Genomic DNA, 17,077 nt, shown 5'->3' on the forward strand with positions numbered 1-17,077 from the left:
CGCACCGGTGCGCGGTTGACGTCAGTAGGATGAAAAAGTCTGCTCCGCACCGCAAACGGGTGATGCGGAGGACCGACAAGCGCCGCGGCGCGGCGCGGATTGGATGAAAGCGACATGGCGATCTACACGCTCCCCGACCTTCCCTACGACTTCGCAGCCCTCGAGCCGCACATCAGCGGAAAGATCATGGAACTGCACCATGACAAGCATCACCAGGCGTATGTGACCGGCGCGAACGCAGCACTGGAGGGCCTTGCAGAGGCCCGCGACAGTGGCAACCTCGCGAACGTGAACAAGCTCGAGAAGGACCTCGCGTTCAACCTCGGCGGCCACGTCAATCACTCGATCTTCTGGACCAACCTCTCCCCGAACGGCGGCGGTCAGCCCGAGGGCGAGCTGCAGGCAGCGATCGACGAGTACTTCGGTTCGTTCGAGAAGTTCCAGGCGCACTTCACCGCAGCGGCGACCGGAATCCAGGGCTCCGGATGGGCGGTGCTGAGCTGGGACTCGATCGGCCAGCGCCTGATCATCCAGCAGCTGTTCGACCAGCAGTCCAACACCGCGCAGGGCACGATCCCGATCTTCCAGCTCGACATGTGGGAGCACGCCTTCTACCTCGACTACCTCAACGTCAAGGCCGACTACGTCAAGGCTGTGTGGAACATCGCCGACTGGCAGAACGTCGCCCAGCGTCTCGACGTCGCCCGCAAGCAGACGAACGGCCTGCTGGTACTGTCGTAACCAAGACGGGCGTCCCGACGGACAACACCCCGTCGGGACGCCGTCGTCCACGAATTCTCTATTGATAACGCGCGAAAGCGCACGAGAAACACAGGAGACCTGAGTGTCTGTAAAGATCGGCATCAACGGCTTCGGCCGTATCGGACGCAACTACTTCCGCGCAGCTCTTGCGCAGGGAGCAGACCTTGAGATCGTCGCGGTCAACGACCTCACCGACAACAAGTCGCTTGCGCACCTGCTGAAGTACGACTCCGTGGGCGGCGTCCTGGACGCCGACATCAGCTTCGACGACGACAGCATCACGGTCAACGGCAAGCAGATCAAGGCGTTCGCCGAGCGGGACCCTGCCAACCTCCCCTGGGGTGAGCTGGGTGTCGACATCGTCATCGAGTCGACCGGCTTCTTCACCAAGGCCGAGCTCGCCAAGAAGCACATCGATGCCGGCGCGAAGAAGGTCCTCATCTCGGCTCCGGCCACCGGTGCTGACGGCACGTTCGTCATGGGCGTGAACGAGGAGACTTACGACGCGGCCAACCACCACATCATCTCGAACGCGTCGTGCACGACGAACGCGCTCGCCCCGCTCGCCAAGGTGTTCAACGACGCCTTCGGCATCGAGCGCGGCTTCATGATGACCGCGCACGCCTACACCGCCGACCAGAACCTTCAGGACGGCCCGCACAGCGACCTGCACCGCGCTCGCGCTGCGGCGATCAACATCGTCCCCGCCTCCACCGGTGCGGCGAAGGCCATCGGCCTGGTCCTTCCGGAGCTGGAGGGCAAGCTCAGCGGCTCTTCCTACCGCGTTCCGGTTCCCACCGGTTCCATCGTCGACCTGACGCTCGTCACCGAGCGCACCGACCTCACGGTCGATGAGATCAACGAGGCTTACCGCAAGGCCGCAGCCGAGGGAAGCCTCGCCGGCTACCTGCAGTTCAACGCGGACCCGATCGTCTCCAGCGACATCCAGCACAACCAGCACTCGTCGATCTTCGACTCGACGTTGACGAACGTCAGCGGCAACCTGGTGAAGGTCTCCAGCTGGTACGACAACGAGTGGGGCTACTCCAACCGTCTCGTCGACCTCACCGAGTACGTCGCAGAGCGCATCTGAGCTCGTCATGACTCTGCGCACCCTGGATTCGCTGGGTTCGCTCGAAGGCAAGCGCGTCATCGTCCGTTGTGACCTGAACGTCCCCCTGAAGGACGGCGTCATAACGGACGATGGGCGTGTGCGCGCTTCGCTGCCGACTCTCAACGCCCTGATCAATGCGGGTGCACGTGTGATCGTGTGCTCGCACCTGGGCCGCCCCGATGGGGCGCCCGACCCGCAGTACAGTCTCGAGCCGGTCGCCCAGCGACTCTCGGAGCTGCTCGGCAAACCCGTCGCATTCGCACGAGACACTGTCGGCGAATCGGCGAAGGAAGCGGTGGCGTCTGTTGAGGACGGCGGCGTCGTCGTGCTTGAGAACCTCCGTTTCAACGCGGGGGAGACGGCGAAGGATGACGCAGAGCGTCAGGCGTTCGCCGCCGAACTCGCGGAGCTGGGCGATGCGCTCGTCTCCGACGGCTTCGGCGTCGTACATCGCAAGCAGGCGAGTGTCTACGACCTCGCCGAGATCCTGCCGTCTGCGGCAGGGCTGCTGATCGCCACGGAGCTCGATGTGCTGGACCGCCTCACCGAGAACCCGGAGCGGCCGTACACGGTCGTTCTCGGCGGATCCAAGGTCAGCGACAAGCTCGGCGTGATCTCGCACCTGCTGCCACGCGTCGACCGGATCCTCGTCGGCGGAGGGATGCTGTTCACCTTCCTCAAGGCCCAGGGGCACGCCGTCGGCTCCAGCCTCCTCGAAGAAGACCAGCTCGACACTGTGCGCGGCTACCTGAAGGAAGCCGTCGAGCGCGGAGTCGAGATCGTGCTGCCCACCGATGTGGTCGTCGCGGCGTCGTTCTCAGCGGATGCTGCGCACGAGGTGACGGCCGCGGATGCCATCGAGCAGACGTCGTTCGGAGCATCCGGTATCGGACTCGACATCGGGCCGGACACCGCTCAGGCATTCGCCGAGGCGATCCGTGGGTCGAAGACCGTGTTCTGGAACGGTCCCATGGGCGTGTTCGAGTTCCCGGCGTTCGCCGCAGGAACCAAGGCCGTCGCACAGGCGCTCACCGAGGTCGACGGCCTCGGAGTCGTCGGCGGCGGTGACTCAGCGGCCGCCGTGCGTCAGCTCGGCTTCGCTGATGACCAGTTCGGTCACATCTCGACGGGCGGAGGCGCAAGCCTCGAGTTCCTCGAGGGCAAGAAGCTACCCGGCCTGGAGGTGCTCGGATGGGCAACAGCATGATCTCGTCTGCTCCGCAGAACAGGACCCGTACCCCGCTGATCGCGGGCAACTGGAAGATGAATCTCGACCACCTGCAGGCGGTCGCATTCGTGCAGAAGCTGCATTGGGCGCTCAAGGACGCCAAGCACGAGGACGGCTCTGTCGAGGTGGCGGTCTTCCCGCCGTTCACCGACATCCGCAGCGTGCAGACGTTGATCGACGCGGACAAGATCCCGTTCGCGCTCGGTGCGCAGGACGTCTCGGCGCACGACTCCGGTGCGTACACCGGGGAGATCTCCGGTGCGTTCCTCGCGAAACTCGACGCCAAGTACGTCATCATCGGCCACTCGGAGCGTCGTGAGTACCACGCCGAGTCGGACGATGTCGTGGCCGGCAAGGTGCAGGCAGCGCTCAAGCACGGCCTCGTTCCCGTGATCTGCGTGGGCGAGACGGCCGAGGACCTGGAGAAGTTCGGTGCGAGCGCCGTGCCCGCCGGCCAGTTGGAGGCGGCGCTGAAGGGTGTTCCGGCATCCGCAGACATCGTCGTCGCCTACGAGCCGGTGTGGGCCATCGGCTCGGGCCAGGCGGCGACTCCTCAGCAGGCGCAGGACGTCTGCGCCGCGCTTCGCGGCGTTCTGGCGAAGACACTCGATGAGGATGCGGCTGCCCGCACCCGCGTCCTCTACGGCGGATCGGTGAAGGCGGCCAACATCGCCAGCTTCATGCGCGAGCCCGATGTGGACGGTGCGCTGGTCGGCGGGGCGAGCCTCGTCGTCGACGACTTCGCCGCGATCATCCGGTTCGAAAAGCACGTCGGAGTGTGAGCATGTGACGGGGCTGCGGCCCCGTCACTGCGTATACTTGACCCTTACGGGCAGACAGCCCCTTCGAAAGGCTCTTCTTCGTGGCAATTCTTGAGTTCGTCCTTCAGGTTCTGCTGGGCATCACCAGCGTCCTGCTGACACTCCTCATCCTTCTCCACAAGGGCCGCGGTGGCGGCCTGTCCGACATGTTCGGCGGTGGGATGACCTCTGCGGTCGGCTCGTCCGGTCTCGCAGAGCGAAACCTCAACCGGTTCACCATCGTCCTTGCGCTCGTGTGGTTCATCTCCATCGTCGCGCTCGGACTCATCACGAAGCTCGAGGTGATCTGACCATGGCAAGTGGAGGAAACGCGATCCGCGGAACGCGTGTGGGCTCCGGCCCGATGGGCGAGCAGGACCACGGCTACCACGCTGACCGCATCGCGGTGTCGTACTGGGACGGACTCGGAAACGAGACGGTCCGATACTTTGCCGCCGGGCTCCCCGAAGAGGAGATCCCGGACACGATCGATCACCCGCAGTCCGGGCTTCCCGCCGGCCGCGACAAGGCGAACCCGCCGGCGCTGGCCAAGAACGAGCCCTACAAGACGCACCTCGCGTATGTGAAGGAACGCCGTACGGACGATGAGGCCTCGCAGCTTCTCGACGACGCGCTCGCCCAGCTGCGCGAGCGCCGCGGGCAGTCCTGATCTGCGCGTTCTGAAAAACGGTGAAAGCCGCCGCGACCCGCCTGTCGTGGCGGCTTTCGTGTGTCTCGCGATGGTCGCACGCTTGGCTCAGCGGCACCCGGCGGCTGTATCGATCAGCGACTGCGGGGGAGGACCGTAGGCGGAGGTGCCGTTGGCCGCGTCCGTGTAGCCCATGCTGATCGCCCAGGCAGTGGCCCACGCTTCGATGCTCGCCTGCGTCGAGTCGTCGTACATGCCATCGCACTTGACGCTGATCGTATGGCCGACCTCGTGTGCGACGAGTGCCTGGCTGCGCGCGCTGGGCCAGTAGGCGGCGACCGAATTCGACAGTTCGATGGTCGCGTAGCCCGGATCGTCGTACCACCAGGTGGCGTAGCCGCCCATGCTGTCGGCGTATCCGTACCCGTTGACGAGCTCGGACCAGTCGAAATCGAGCAGCACGTCAGGGGCGAGTCCTCGAGCGAAGGCTTCGACCTCCAGACGGGCGTCGTAGAGCGCTCCGCTCTTCTCTGCGAGCTCGGCCTGCTCCGACACCAGCATCTGCGATGCCGCGGCTTCGAGGTCGGCGTATGCGGCGGCCGCGGTCTCATCGAGTGTCCCGCCACTCTGCTGCACCTGCTCAGCGGACGTCCGCAGGGCGATGATGTCGAGGTTTCGCGCCGAGACGTGCGCGGCTTCGAACCCGGCGGCGGCATCCGCCGCCGACGCGATCGCCGCAGCACCCGCGTCTTCGACCGCATCTGCCGCGTCACCGGCCGCATCTCCTGCATCATCGAAGTCGGAGACGAGGTCTCCGGCGGCGCCTGCGTCCGCGTTCAACTGTGTCGTCTCGCCGAACAGCTCCCAGGCCCAGGTGGGTTTCTCCCCGGAGGACGGGAGTTGCTGTTCGCGCACAGTGGCGCCGTCTGTCGCTGTCGCCTTTGCGTCATCGAGGGCGGCGACCAGAGCATCCTTCGACGCGACATCCATGAGTGATCCGGTGGCGGTGTCCACGATTGCGGAAGCCACAGTGAGTGTGCTGTCCAGAGCAGCGAGTTCATCATCGAGCAGCGCGCCGCTGTCCTCGGCATCATCGACCGCAGTCTCGAAGGCGGCGAGGGCATCGTCATAACCGAGATTGGCGCCCACCTGGACGCCAGAACAGATCCCCGCGATCAGCACGACACCGATACCCGTCCAGATCAGACCTGTGCGCTTTCCGCGCTTTCTCGGAGCGGACGGCTGATCCGCAGCGACAGGAGCGCCGAAGGTCGTGCCGAGATCGTGGCCGCCTGGAGTGGGAGCAGACGGTCCGGTCACGAATCCTCCTGAGGAGAAGTGGAGGGGCTGACGAGAATCGAACTCGCATCATCTGTTTGGAAGACAGAGGCTTTACCACTAAGCTACAGCCCCGGAAACCGCCCTTTTGAGGGGTGCGGATGCCGACCTGATAATCATAGCGGACGATGAGAGAGCTGCTGTCCGTTAGACTCGTCAAGGCCGTTCCCGTGCGCGGGGTCACGGGGCGTAGCTCAGCTTGGTAGAGCGCCCGCTTTGGGAGCGGGAAGTCGCAGGTTCAAATCCTGTCGCCCCGACCACGGCCCTCCATACCTCACGACCGCATCGTTACGCGGAAATCACAAGGAGAACACACAAGCATGGCGAACAGCACCGTTGAGAAGCTGACCCCGACCCGGGCCAAGCTCACCATCACGGTCACCCCGGACGACCTCAAGCCCAGCGTCGCGCACGCGTACGAGCACATCGCCCAGGACGTCCAGATCCCCGGCTTCCGCAAGGGCAAGGTCCCGGCCCCGATCATCGATCAGCGCATCGGGCGCGGCGCCGTCATCGAGCACGCCGTAAACGAGGGCCTCGACAAGTTCTTCCGCGAGGCTGCCAACGAGCAGAAGCTGCGCGTCGTCGGCCGTCCGTCCGCCGACATCACCCAGTGGCCGAACGAGAAGGACTTCTCCGGCGATCTGATCGTCGAGGTCGAGGTCGATGTCCGTCCCGAGATCGAAGTTCCCTCGTTCGATGACATCACACTGACGGTCGACGCCGTCGAGACCGACGAAGCAGCGCTCGACGCCGAGCTCGACACTCTGCGTGCCCGCTTCGGCACTCTCATTCCGGTCGACCGTCCGGCTGCCAAGGGCGACTTCGTCGAGCTCGACCTGGTCGCCACGATCGACGGCGCAGAGATCGACCGCGCCGAGGGAGTCTCGTACGAGGTCGGCTCCGGTGAGCTGCTCGAAGGCATCGACGATGCGATCGAGTCACTCACCGCCGGTGAGGACACCACCTTCAACTCGAAGCTCGTCGGGGGAGACCACGCCGGTTCCGAGGCCGAGGTCTCCGTCTCCGTCAAGGCCGTCAAGGAGCGCGAGCTTCCCGAGGCCGACGACGACTTCGCACAGATCGCGAGCGAGTTCGACACGATCGCAGAGTTGCGTGCCAGCCTCGCGGAGCGTGTGAGCGAGCAGGCCGTCTTCGGTCAGGGCTCGGCCGCTCGCGACCAGCTCATCGAGACCCTTCTCGAGAAGATCGACATCCCCGTGCCGCCGAAGCTCATCGAGGACGAGGTGCACAACCACCTCGAGTCCGAGAACCGCCTCGAGGACGACGAGCACCGCGCAGAGGTCACCGAGGCGAGCGAGAAGCAGTTCCGCACGCAGGTGCTGCTCGACACGATCGCCGAGCAGGCCGACGTCCAGGTCTCGCAGGAAGAGCTCAGCCAGTACATCATCCAGTCCGCGGCGCAGTACGGCATGGCTCCCCAGGAGTTCGTCGAGGCTCTGCAGTCCTCGAACCAGCTCCCCGCGCTCGCCGGTGAGGTGGCTCGCAACAAGGCGCTGGCTGTCGCGCTCGGCAAGGTGAAGGTCGTCGACTCCAACGGCAAGACCGTCGACCTGTCCGGCTTCGTCGCCGTCGATGACGAGGACGAGACCGAAGCGGTCGCCGAGGAGAAGCCGGCCAAGAAGGCTCCGGCGAAGAAGGCTGACGACGCCGACGCCGCTGAGAAGCCCGCCGCGAAGAAGGCTCCGGCCAAGAAGGCCGACGACGCCGAGAAGCCCGCCGCCAAGAAGCCGGCTGCGAAGAAGGCCCCGGCCAAGAAGGCTGCCGACAAGGCTGAGTGATCGCACTGCGATCGTGACGAGAGGGCGGATGCTGCGGCATCCGTCCTTTCGCGTCTGAGGAGACGAGATGAAGAACTGGGAAGATCGCATCGCCGATGTCTGGGAGGATGCGGCGAACGAGCTCGTCGATGACGAGGTGATCGCGCGCATCGATGCGATCGCGGCCGAGCGCGGTGCTGACGACGCGAGAGCCGAGTTCGAGCGCGCCGGTGCACGAGATTCGGCAGGGCGTCCACTCGAGGCGATCCCGCACTACCGCAGAGCGCTCACGCTCGGCCTCGACGCAGAGCATCAGCCGCAGGCGATCATCCAGCTCGCGAGTTCACTGCGGAACGTCGGCGAGACCGCCGAGGCGCTCGCGCTGCTCGAGAGGGCGCAGCAGGATGCCGCGGGCTCCCCGTACGGCGATGCCATCGCCGCGTTCCACGCCTTGTCGCTCGCGAGCTCTGGCGCACCGTACAAAGCCCTTTCCGTTGCGCTGCTCGCGCTCGTGCCGCACCTTCCGCGCTATCACCGTTCGCTGACCGCCTATGCGCGGGAGATCGGCGACCGCGACGCCTGATATGCCGACGGCGAACAGGGCCTTCGTGCTGTGTCGTCGCCGGTAGATTCGAAACATCGAACACGGAAACAGGAGCTGAAATGGCTGCAGAACCCCTTGTCGCTACAAGCGTCTTCGACAGGCTGCTGAAGGACCGCATCATCTGGCTGGGGTCGGAGGTGCGTGACGATAACGCCAATGAGATCTGCGCGAAGATTCTTCTTCTCGCCGCAGAGGACTCAGAGAAGGACATCTACCTCTACATCAACTCGCCCGGTGGCTCCATCACCGCGGGCATGGCCATCTACGACACGATGCAGTACGTCGCGAACGACATCGTCACGGTCGGCATCGGCATGGCTGCCTCGATGGGACAGCTGCTGCTCACGAGCGGCACCAAGGGCAAGCGCTACATCACCCCGAACGCGCGCGTTCTGCTGCACCAGCCGCACGGCGGCTTCGGCGGAACGTCGAGCGACATCCAGACGCAGGCTCAGCTCATCCTGTCGATGAAGCGCCGCCTCGCGGAGATCACGGCCGGCCAGACCGGCAAGTCAGTCGAGCAGATCAACGAGGACGGCGACCGCGATCGCTGGTTCACCGCTGACGAGGCGCTCGAGTACGGCTTCGTCGACCACATCCGCGAGCACGCCAGTGACGTGACCGGCGGCGGCGGAACCGACCAGGACGCCAACTAAGCGGATTCGAAAGGACTCCTATGTACACCCCCACTTTCCAATCCGCCGGCAACCTGCCATCCAGCCGCTACGTCCTCCCGCAGTTCGAGGAGCGCACGGCGTACGGGTTCAAGCGTCAGGACCCGTACAACAAGCTCTTCGAGGACCGCGTGATCTTCCTGGGCGTGCAGGTCGACGACGCGTCCGCCGATGACGTGATGGCTCAGCTCCTCGTTCTGGAGAGCCAGGATGCCGAGCGCGACATCACGATGTACATCAACTCGCCCGGTGGCTCCTTCACTGCGATGACAGCGATCTACGACACGATGCAGTACGTCGCGCCGCAGATCCAGACGGTCGTGCTCGGTCAGGCGGCTTCTGCAGCATCCGTGCTGCTCGCCGCCGGCGCTCCGGGCAAGCGTCTCGCGCTGCCGAACGCCCGAGTGCTGATCCACCAGCCCGCGATGGGCGAAGCGGGTCAGGGTCAGGCCTCTGACATCGAGATCCAGGCGGCGGAGATCCTCCGCATGCGCACATGGCTCGAAGAGACCATGGCCGCGCACACCGGCAAGCCCGTCGAGCAGATCAACCGGGACATCGACCGCGACAACATCCTGTCTGCGGCAGAGGCGCTCGAATACGGCATCGTCGACCAGGTGCTGACGACGCGTAAGCGCATCTCCTCGTAATCGGTTCCAAAAGGGGCTGCAGTCTTCGGACTGCAGCCCCTTTTTCGTGCGCACCGGGCGCGGCGATCACGCGAGTGCTGCGGATGTGCAGCGTTCTGCTCGAGTTGTGCGCATGTGAGCAGTCAGCCGCGCGGCTGCGTGTTCCTGGCTACGCTGGTACGCAGAAGGAGGATGCCGTGGACGAAGATCTGCTGACAGTGCGTGTCGCCGAGCTCTACTATGACGAGGCGAAGACGCAGGACGAGATCGGTGCCCTCCTGAAGATCTCGCGTTGGAAGGTCGGGCGGCTCCTGACTCAGGCGAGGGACAAGGGCATCGTGCGGATCGAGATCGTGCATCCGCGCGCCCGCAGGCTCACTCTCGAACGTGAGATCGTCGAACGCTTCGGTCTCGCCGACGCCATCGTCGTCCCGATGCCGGATGACGAGAGCACGACCCTCGATCGTGTCGCTCAGGCCGCAGCAGATCACCTGACGGCCCTTCGCCCCGTGCCGCGCACGCTCAGTGTCAGCTGGGGACGCACGCTGACGGCCGTCGCCGAGGCACTGCCTCAGGGATGGGCGAACGGTGTGACTGTCGTCCAGCTCAACGGCGGGGTGAGCCTGAATCGGCGCTCGGGCGGAGCAGCGACCCTGGCGATGACGATCGCGCAGCGTGCCGGGGGACAGGCGACTCTGCTCCCCAGCCCCGCGATCCTTGAACGTGTGGAGACGAAGCGGGCGATCGAAGCGGATCGCACGGTCTCAGCCATCCTGGAGCAGGCTGCCGACGCGCAGACCTACCTTTACTCCGCCGGTCCGGCGGATGCGACGTCCGCCCATGTCGAGAACGGCTATCTGACGCCGGCGGACATCGAGGAGCTGGCTCGGCGCGGCGCGGTGGGCGACGTGCTCGGTCGCTACGTCGACGCCGACGGCAACATCGTCGATGCACAGCTCGACGCGCGCACGGTCGGCGTCGGACTTGATCGCCTGCGCTCGGCGAAGCAGTCGATCTTCGTCACCGCCGGGCCCCTGAAGCACGACATCGCGCGTACAGTCGTGACCAGCGGACTTTGCAGCGTTCTGGTGACAGATGAGAACACAGCTCGAGCATTGTTGGAGGAACGATGACAACCAAAGAACTCACCCGCCGCTCTGCGGTGGATGTGCTGGGCGGAGAGCCCGACGATGCCACACTGCGTCGATTCCTGCACGGACTCCCCGGCGTGGATGCGACCGGACTGGAGCAGCGTGCAGCCGGCCTCGGCACGCGCTCGATCAAGACGACGTCGAAGGCCTGGGCGATAGACAAGATCATCTCCCTGATCGACCTCACGACGCTCGAGGGGGCTGACACCCCCGGCAAGGTGCGTTCGCTCGTCGCCAAGGCGAAGACGCCGGACGCCGCAGACCCGTCGACACCGCTCGTCGCGGCCGTCTGCGTCTACGGAGACATGGTCGGGCACGCCGTCGAGGCGCTCGGTGCGTTGCACGGAGACCCGGACGACGGGCGGATCTCGGTCGCGGCCGTCGCCACCGCGTTCCCGAGCGGCCGCGCATCGCTCCCCATCAAGCTCGCCGACACCGCGGAGGCGGTCGCCGCCGGCGCAGACGAGATCGACATGGTCATCGACCGCGGGGCGTTCCTCTCCGGGCGCTACGGACTCGTCTTCGACCAGATCGCAGCGGTGAAGGAGGCGTGCCGTCGTGAGGACGGCAGCCACGCCTCGCTCAAGGTGATCCTCGAGACAGGCGAACTCAACACTTACGACAACATCAAGCGGGCCTCGTGGCTCGGCATCCTCGCCGGTGGCGACTTCATCAAGACCTCCACAGGCAAGGTGCAGCCCGCGGCCACGCTGCCCACGACGCTGCTGATGCTCGAGACCGTGCGCGACTGGTACCGGGCGACCGGCGAGAAGATCGGCGTGAAGCCGGCCGGCGGCATCCGCACGTCCAAGGACGCCATCAAGTACGTCGTCACCGTGGCGGAGACAGCGGGGGAGGAATGGCTCCAGCCGCACCTGTTCCGCTTCGGTGCGTCGAGCCTGCTCAATGACGTGCTGCTGCAGCGTCAGAAGTTGACCACCGGCCACTACTCCGGCCCCGACTACGTCACGATCGACTGAGGACCAGATATGTCATTCCTGGAATATGCCCCGGCGCCCGAATCGAAGGCGATCCTGAACCTGCGTGACAGTTACGGCCTGTTCATCGACGGCGAGTTCGTCGACGGCTCGGGCAAGAGCTTCACGACCATCTCACCTGCCGACGAGTCGCGCATCGCCGAGATCGCCGGCGCTGACGACGCAGACATCGATCGCGCCGTCACCGCGGCGCGTCGCGCGTACGACAAGGTGTGGTCGAAGATGAGCGGGCGGGATCGAGGCAAGTACCTCTTCCGCATCGCGCGCCTCGTGCAGGAGCGCGCCCGCGAACTCGCAGTGGCGGAGAGCCTCGACAACGGCAAGCCCATCAAGGAGAGTCGTGACGTCGATGTGCCGCTCGTCGCGTCGTGGTTCTTCTACTACGCCGGTTGGGCGGACAAGCTCGATCACGCCGGCCTCGGCGCGAACCCCCGCGCTCTCGGTGTGGCGGGTCAGATCATTCCGTGGAACTTCCCGCTGCTGATGCTCGCGTGGAAGATCGCGCCCGCCCTCGCGGCAGGCAACACCGTGGTCCTCAAGCCCGCGGAGACGACGCCGCTCACAGCGCTCATCTTCGCCGAGATCCTGCAGCAGGCAGACCTTCCGGCCGGTGTCGTCAACATCGTCACAGGTGCCGGCTCCACCGGAGCGACCCTCGTGCGTCACCCCGATGTCGACAAGGTCGCCTTCACCGGCTCGACCGGCGTCGGACGCGACATCGCCCGCGCCATCGCCGGCACCGGCAAGAAGGTCACTCTCGAGCTCGGCGGAAAGGCCGCGAACATCGTGTTCGATGACGCGCCGATCGATCAGGCGGTCGAGGGGATCGTCAACGGCATCTTCTTCAATCAGGGTCACGTCTGCTGCGCCGGCAGCCGTCTCCTCGTGCAGGAGTCGATCCACGACGAGGTCATCGATCGTCTGAAGACCCGTCTGTCGACTCTGCGCCTGGGCGACCCGCTCGACAAGAACACCGACATCGGTGCGATCAACTCCGCCGCGCAGCTCTCGCGCATCCGCGAGCTCAGCGACATCGGTGAAGCCGAGGGAGCCGAGCGCTGGACCGCCGATTGCGCGATCCCCGACAAGGGGTTCTGGTTCGCACCGACGATCTTCACCGGCGTCGAAGCATCGCATCGCATCGCCCGTGACGAGGTCTTCGGTCCCGTGCTCTCGGTTCTGACGTTCCGCACACCTGCCGAGGCGATCGCCAAGGCGAACAACACACCTTATGGACTGTCGGCCGGCATCTGGACTGACAAGGGCTCGCGCATCCTCGCCGTCGCCGACCAGCTCCGCGCCGGCGTCGTCTGGGCGAACACCTTCAACCGGTTCGACCCGGCGAGCCCGTTCGGTGGCTACAAAGAATCCGGATACGGCCGCGAGGGCGGCCGACATGGTCTCACCGCATACCTGAAGGGGGCTTCGGCATGAGCAAGCGACTGACTGTTCCGAAGACGTACAAGCTCGCGATCGGTGGGAAGTTCCCTCGCAGTGAGTCAGGGCGCACCTACGAGGTGCTCTCGGCGAAGGGCGCGTTCCTCGCGAACGCGTCGAAGGGCTCCCGCAAGGACGCTCGGGATGCCGTGGTCGCCGCCCGCGCGGCCGTCAAGGGCTGGTCCGGAGCGACGGCATACAACCGCGGCCAGGTGCTCTATCGGGTCGCAGAGGTGCTGGAAGGACGACGCGCGCAGTTCGTCGACGAGATCGTCGCGCAGGAGGGCGTCTCCACAGCAGCTGCCGGCGCACAGGTCGATGAGGCCGTGGACCTGTGGGTCTGGTACGCCGGTTGGTGCGACAAGTACGCCCAGGTCGCAGGAAACGCGAATCCGGTCGCAGGTCCGTACTTCAACATCTCGGTACCAGAGCCCACCGGTGTCGTCGCGATCGTCGCGCCGCAGGAATCGGCGCTGCTCGGACTCGTCTCGGTCGTCGCCCCCGCGCTCGTCGCCGGCAACGCCGTCGTCGTGATCGCGAGCGAGCAGCATCCGCTCTCGGCCATCAGCTTCGCCGAGGTCCTCGCGACGAGCGACGTGCCAGGGGGAGTCGTGAACGTGCTCACCGGATCTCCGGCGGAGATCGCGCCGTGGCTCGCTTCCCACGCCGACGTCAACGCCCTCGATCTCGCCGGCGCTGATGCGCTCGAATGGGTCGACCTCCAGATCGCAGCGGCGGACACGCTCAAGCGCGTGCTCACACCCGGCGAGGTGACGGCGTCTCCGGAACGGATCGCGGCGTTCACCGAGACGAAGACGGTGTGGCACACGAAGAGTTTGATCTGACCTGGGCCGCGCCAATGCGGCCCAGTGTCTGAGGGAGAGGTTAGGCTCGAAGGAGTTTCTCAGTCTCCCCAAGGAGGACGCGCATGGCCCGAATCGGTGAAAGCGCTGACCTGTTCAAGTGCTCGTTCTGCGGAAAGAGTCAGAAGCAGGTGCAGCAGCTGATCGCTGGCCCCGGTGTGTACATCTGCGACGAATGCGTCGAGCTGTGCAACGAGATCATCGAAGAGCGCATGGCGGAATCGTCCGCCGACGGGGTCGCCGATTTCGATCTCCCCAAGCCTCGTGAGATCTTCTCGTTCCTCGAGGAGTACGTGGTCGGTCAAGAGCCTGCGAAGCGCTCTCTCGCCGTCGCCGTGTACAACCACTACAAGCGCGTCCGCGCGCACGGCACGCTTCAGCTCGCCGAGCAGAAGGCCGACGAGGTCGAGATCGCCAAGAGCAACATCCTGCTCATCGGTCCGACCGGGTGCGGCAAGACCTATCTCGCTCAGACACTCGCCAAGCGGCTCAACGTGCCGTTCGCGGTCGCGGATGCCACGGCTCTCACAGAAGCCGGCTACGTGGGCGAAGACGTCGAGAACATCCTCCTCAAGCTCATCCAGGCCGCCGACTACGATGTGAAGCGCGCCGAGCAGGGCATCATCTACATCGACGAGATCGACAAGATCGCCCGCAAGGCCGAGAACCCGTCGATCACGCGGGATGTGTCCGGCGAGGGCGTGCAGCAGGCGCTGTTGAAGATCATCGAGGGCACCGTCGCAGCGGTTCCGCCGCAGGGCGGACGCAAGCACCCGCACCAGGAGTTCCTGCAGATCGACACGACGAACGTGCTCTTCATCGTCGCCGGCGCCTTCGCGGGCCTCGAAGACATCGTGTCGTCGCGCATCGGCAAGCACGGGGTCGGCTTCGGCGCTCCGCTGCACGACAAGAGCAAGGATCTCGACCTGTACAGCGAGGTTCTTCCTGAGGACCTGCACAAGTTCGGGCTCATCCCGGAGTTCATCGGGCGACTTCCGATCATCGCCTCGGTTTCGCCACTGGATCAGGACGCGCTGATCGACATCCTCACCGGACCGCGCAACGCACTCGTCAAGCAGTACCAGCGCATGTTCGAGATCGATGGCGTCGAACTCGAGTTCGACGATGACGCGCTGCGTTCGATCGCCGACCTGGCGGTGGAGCGCAAGACGGGTGCGCGTGGGCTTCGCGCCATCCTCGAAGACGTGCTCGGACCCATCATGTTCGAGATCCCGTCTGCCGAGGACGTCAAGAAGGTCGTGGTCACTCGTGCCGCTGTCGACGAGGGCGCGCCGCCGACCATCGTGATGGAACGCAAGCGCAAGAGCGCGTGAGCCCGGCGGGGCGCAGCCGCCCCGAACCCTGGCAGACGATCTCGAGCGAGACGATCGTCGCGGATCGCTGGATCCGGTTGAGGGCGGACGAGTGCGTGGATGCGGTGGGTCGCACGATCTCGCCGTACTACGTGCTCGAGCCCAGTGAGTGGGTGTCCGTCCTCGCTGTGGACGTCGATGGCCAAGCGATCGTCGTCGAGGAGTATCGACACGGCGCCGGGATCGTCGCTTCGGGCACGATCGGCGGTGCTGTGGAACCAGGCGAGGAGCCGGGTGATGCAGCCGCGAGGGAGCTTCTCGAAGAGACCGGGTTCCAGGCTCAGGAGATGGTCGACCTCGGCGCGACATGGGCGAACTTCGGCAACCACACGAATCGCGTCCATCATTTCCTCGCCCGGGAGTGCTCTCGCGTGGCGGAACAGGAACTCGACGAGGGTGAGCTCATCACCGTCCGCATTCTCCCTCTCGCCGGGCTGGGGGAGCACTTGCAGCAGAGCTATCACCAGTTGACCTGGTACAAGGCGCTCGCTCACATGTGACGCGGCGTCTCCGGCGAACGCGATGTCTGCGGCTGGATCTAGGGTGGCGCCATGCGAAGCTTCCGGATATCCGTTGCTGAGGACGTCGTCGTCGATCTGCGAGAGCGACTCTCGCGTGCACGATTGCTTCCCGACTCGCCCCGGCGTCCCGAGGCCGGCATGTCTGCGGACTATCTTCGCGACTTGGTCGACTCATGGCGCTCATTCGACTGGCGCGAACGCGAAGAATGGCTGAATCAGCATCCGCAGTTCATCGCCGATGTCGAGGGCACCGACATCCACTTCGTCCATCTGAGATCCGAACGCTCTGATGCTCCTGCGCTGCTGGTGATGCACGGATGGCCGCACACCTTCGCGCTCCAGCTCGAGTTCGCCCGCTTGTTGCCGGACTTCCACGTGGTCGTTCCGAGTATGCCCGGATTCGCCTTCTCCGCACCGTTTGACGCAACCATGACGGAGAGCGTGATGGCTCGGCTGATGCACTCCCTCATGAGCGACGTGCTGGGCTATGAGCGATATCTCACGTACGGCGAGGACATCTCGGCGAACGTGAGCGATCTGATCGCGGCGACGTACCCTGACCATGTACATGGCATTCTCGCCACACACGCCCACTTCGGCACGGATGAGGAGCGGGCACGCGTGGATGACCCGGCCGCTCGAGCCTTCTTCGATCGACTCTCCGCCAGTGGCGGGCCGGATGGTGCCTACGGTCACATCCAGGGAACACGTCCGGATACTCTCGCCGCGGCGCTGAACGACTCTCCGACGGGTCTCATCGCCTGGATCGCCGAGAAGCTGGTCGAATGGAGCGACACCCCGACGGCCGAGCCCGAGTTGCTCGAGCGCAGGATCTCGCGCGATCGGATCCTCACCGAGGCGATGATCTACTGGTCCACGCAGAGCATCGCGACGTCGTTCCGAAGTTATTTCGACGGTGGTGAGTACCGCCGGATCCCTCCCGTCGACGTACCGGCTGCAGTCGCGATCCAGCGTCACGAGCATGATTATCCCGAGAGCGTGGCGCGGGCGTATTACCGAGACCTGCGCTCGTTCGATCGGATGCCGGAGGGCGGGCACTTCGCGATCGCCGAGGTGCCGCAGGCGATGGCCACCCGCATGCGCGCCTTCGGGCGCGAGCTCGGGCTGTTGCCGTCGTAGCTCGGATCCCGCCGC

The 17,077-nt window shown here is 65.4% G+C and carries 18 protein-coding genes and 2 tRNA genes; 18 read left to right on the forward strand and 2 right to left on the reverse strand.

Annotated elements, in window-relative coordinates; translation table 11 throughout:
* The first annotated feature begins 114 nt into the window (after positions 1-114).
* From ACP7AR_RS02710 to ACP7AR_RS02735, 6 genes are all read left to right on the forward strand, one after another.
* Positions 115-741: a superoxide dismutase gene (locus tag ACP7AR_RS02710; protein WP_188437394.1), complete on the forward strand. Its 627-nt coding sequence runs from the start codon at positions 115-117 to the stop codon at positions 739-741.
* Between the two features lie 103 nt (positions 742-844).
* Positions 845-1,855 (forward strand): type I glyceraldehyde-3-phosphate dehydrogenase, encoded by a 1,011-nt coding sequence (gene gap, locus ACP7AR_RS02715; RefSeq protein ID WP_426182439.1) that lies wholly within the window; start codon positions 845-847, stop codon positions 1,853-1,855.
* A gap of 7 nt (positions 1,856-1,862) precedes the next feature.
* Complete coding sequence (locus ACP7AR_RS02720) at positions 1,863-3,083, forward strand: phosphoglycerate kinase (protein ID WP_426182442.1); 1,221 nt, start codon at positions 1,863-1,865, stop codon at positions 3,081-3,083.
* Positions 3,068-3,886: a triose-phosphate isomerase gene (gene tpiA, locus ACP7AR_RS02725; RefSeq protein WP_426182445.1), complete on the forward strand. Its 819-nt coding sequence runs from the start codon at positions 3,068-3,070 to the stop codon at positions 3,884-3,886. Before ACP7AR_RS02720 ends, tpiA begins: the two co-directional genes overlap by 16 nt.
* Positions 3,887-3,966: 80 nt before the next feature.
* Positions 3,967-4,215, forward strand: a complete 249-nt coding sequence (gene secG / locus ACP7AR_RS02730) for a preprotein translocase subunit SecG (RefSeq protein ID WP_033107536.1) — start codon at positions 3,967-3,969, stop codon at positions 4,213-4,215.
* Positions 4,216-4,217: 2 nt separating this feature from the next.
* Positions 4,218-4,574 (forward strand): RNA polymerase-binding protein RbpA, encoded by a 357-nt coding sequence (locus ACP7AR_RS02735; protein WP_426182447.1) that lies wholly within the window; start codon positions 4,218-4,220, stop codon positions 4,572-4,574.
* Positions 4,575-4,661: 87 nt separating this feature from the next.
* Here the strand turns inward: ACP7AR_RS02735 and ACP7AR_RS02740 are convergent, their stop codons facing one another.
* Together ACP7AR_RS02740 and ACP7AR_RS02745 are read right to left on the reverse strand one after the other, a co-directional pair.
* Positions 4,662-5,873, reverse strand: a complete 1,212-nt coding sequence (locus tag ACP7AR_RS02740) for a hypothetical protein (protein WP_426182449.1) — start codon at positions 5,871-5,873, stop codon at positions 4,662-4,664.
* A 19-nt stretch (positions 5,874-5,892) separates the two neighbouring features.
* Positions 5,893-5,966: transfer RNA gene (locus ACP7AR_RS02745), tRNA-Gly, on the reverse strand.
* Between the two features lie 108 nt (positions 5,967-6,074).
* Between ACP7AR_RS02745 and ACP7AR_RS02750 the strand changes: the two genes are divergently transcribed.
* The 12 genes from ACP7AR_RS02750 (at position 6,075) to ACP7AR_RS02805 (ending at position 17,062) form a co-directional block, all read left to right on the forward strand.
* Positions 6,075-6,151, forward strand: a tRNA-Pro gene (locus tag ACP7AR_RS02750).
* Positions 6,152-6,211: 60 nt separating this feature from the next.
* Positions 6,212-7,693, forward strand: coding sequence for a trigger factor (gene tig, locus ACP7AR_RS02755; protein ID WP_426182451.1), 1,482 nt, complete (start codon positions 6,212-6,214; stop codon positions 7,691-7,693).
* Positions 7,694-7,760: 67 nt separating this feature from the next.
* The gene (locus ACP7AR_RS02760) at positions 7,761-8,255 is read left to right on the forward strand and encodes a tetratricopeptide repeat protein (protein WP_426182453.1); all 495 of its coding nucleotides are present in this window, start codon (positions 7,761-7,763) and stop codon (positions 8,253-8,255) included.
* Positions 8,256-8,335: 80 nt separating this feature from the next.
* On the forward strand, positions 8,336-8,932 hold the full coding sequence (locus tag ACP7AR_RS02765) for an ATP-dependent Clp protease proteolytic subunit (RefSeq protein ID WP_426182455.1): 597 nt from the start codon (positions 8,336-8,338) through the stop codon (positions 8,930-8,932).
* A 20-nt stretch (positions 8,933-8,952) separates the two neighbouring features.
* On the forward strand, positions 8,953-9,600 hold the full coding sequence (locus ACP7AR_RS02770) for an ATP-dependent Clp protease proteolytic subunit (protein WP_426182458.1): 648 nt from the start codon (positions 8,953-8,955) through the stop codon (positions 9,598-9,600).
* A gap of 176 nt (positions 9,601-9,776) precedes the next feature.
* Positions 9,777-10,712 (forward strand): sugar-binding transcriptional regulator, encoded by a 936-nt coding sequence (locus ACP7AR_RS02775; RefSeq protein WP_426182460.1) that lies wholly within the window; start codon positions 9,777-9,779, stop codon positions 10,710-10,712.
* The gene (deoC, locus tag ACP7AR_RS02780) at positions 10,709-11,710 is read left to right on the forward strand and encodes a deoxyribose-phosphate aldolase (RefSeq protein WP_426182463.1); all 1,002 of its coding nucleotides are present in this window, start codon (positions 10,709-10,711) and stop codon (positions 11,708-11,710) included. The genes ACP7AR_RS02775 and deoC overlap by 4 nt, the downstream gene beginning before the upstream one ends.
* 9 nt (positions 11,711-11,719) lie before the next feature.
* On the forward strand, positions 11,720-13,162 hold the full coding sequence (locus ACP7AR_RS02785; RefSeq protein WP_426182466.1) for an aldehyde dehydrogenase family protein: 1,443 nt from the start codon (positions 11,720-11,722) through the stop codon (positions 13,160-13,162).
* Complete coding sequence (locus ACP7AR_RS02790) at positions 13,159-14,010, forward strand: aldehyde dehydrogenase family protein (RefSeq protein ID WP_426182468.1); 852 nt, start codon at positions 13,159-13,161, stop codon at positions 14,008-14,010. Before ACP7AR_RS02785 ends, ACP7AR_RS02790 begins: the two co-directional genes overlap by 4 nt.
* A gap of 83 nt (positions 14,011-14,093) precedes the next feature.
* Positions 14,094-15,362 (forward strand): ATP-dependent Clp protease ATP-binding subunit ClpX, encoded by a 1,269-nt coding sequence (clpX, locus tag ACP7AR_RS02795; RefSeq protein WP_426182470.1) that lies wholly within the window; start codon positions 14,094-14,096, stop codon positions 15,360-15,362.
* Positions 15,359-15,901, forward strand: coding sequence for an NUDIX hydrolase (locus tag ACP7AR_RS02800; RefSeq protein ID WP_426182473.1), 543 nt, complete (start codon positions 15,359-15,361; stop codon positions 15,899-15,901). Before clpX ends, ACP7AR_RS02800 begins: the two co-directional genes overlap by 4 nt.
* A 51-nt stretch (positions 15,902-15,952) precedes the next feature.
* Positions 15,953-17,062 carry an epoxide hydrolase family protein gene (locus ACP7AR_RS02805; RefSeq protein ID WP_426182475.1) on the forward strand — a complete coding sequence of 370 codons (1,110 nt, stop codon included), beginning with the start codon at positions 15,953-15,955 and terminating at the stop codon, positions 17,060-17,062.
* Positions 17,063-17,077 lie beyond the last annotated feature (15 nt).

Origin of the sequence: Microbacterium sp. TWP3-1-2b2 (assembly GCF_049896145.1) — a bacterium.
GTDB lineage: Bacteria > Actinomycetota > Actinomycetes > Actinomycetales > Microbacteriaceae > Microbacterium.

Bases quoted from the DNA above. Each gene is read 5' to 3' on its own strand.
- ACP7AR_RS02710 (WP_188437394.1), top strand. From the start codon at position 115: ATGGCGATCTACACGCTCCCCGACCTTCCCTACGACTTCGCAGCCCTC.
- ACP7AR_RS02720 (WP_426182442.1), top strand. From the start codon at position 1,863: ATGACTCTGCGCACCCTGGATTCGCTGGGTTCGCTCGAAGGCAAGCGC.
- tpiA (WP_426182445.1), top strand. From the start codon at position 3,068: ATGGGCAACAGCATGATCTCGTCTGCTCCGCAGAACAGGACCCGTACC.
- ACP7AR_RS02735 (WP_426182447.1), top strand. From the start codon at position 4,218: ATGGCAAGTGGAGGAAACGCGATCCGCGGAACGCGTGTGGGCTCCGGC.
- tig (WP_426182451.1), top strand. From the start codon at position 6,212: ATGGCGAACAGCACCGTTGAGAAGCTGACCCCGACCCGGGCCAAGCTC.
- ACP7AR_RS02760 (WP_426182453.1), top strand. From the start codon at position 7,761: ATGAAGAACTGGGAAGATCGCATCGCCGATGTCTGGGAGGATGCGGCG.
- ACP7AR_RS02765 (WP_426182455.1), top strand. From the start codon at position 8,336: ATGGCTGCAGAACCCCTTGTCGCTACAAGCGTCTTCGACAGGCTGCTG.
- ACP7AR_RS02770 (WP_426182458.1), top strand. From the start codon at position 8,953: ATGTACACCCCCACTTTCCAATCCGCCGGCAACCTGCCATCCAGCCGC.
- deoC (WP_426182463.1), top strand. From the start codon at position 10,709: ATGACAACCAAAGAACTCACCCGCCGCTCTGCGGTGGATGTGCTGGGC.
- ACP7AR_RS02785 (WP_426182466.1), top strand. From the start codon at position 11,720: ATGTCATTCCTGGAATATGCCCCGGCGCCCGAATCGAAGGCGATCCTG.
- ACP7AR_RS02790 (WP_426182468.1), top strand. From the start codon at position 13,159: ATGAGCAAGCGACTGACTGTTCCGAAGACGTACAAGCTCGCGATCGGT.
- clpX (WP_426182470.1), top strand. From the start codon at position 14,094: ATGGCCCGAATCGGTGAAAGCGCTGACCTGTTCAAGTGCTCGTTCTGC.
- ACP7AR_RS02805 (WP_426182475.1), top strand. From the start codon at position 15,953: ATGCGAAGCTTCCGGATATCCGTTGCTGAGGACGTCGTCGTCGATCTG.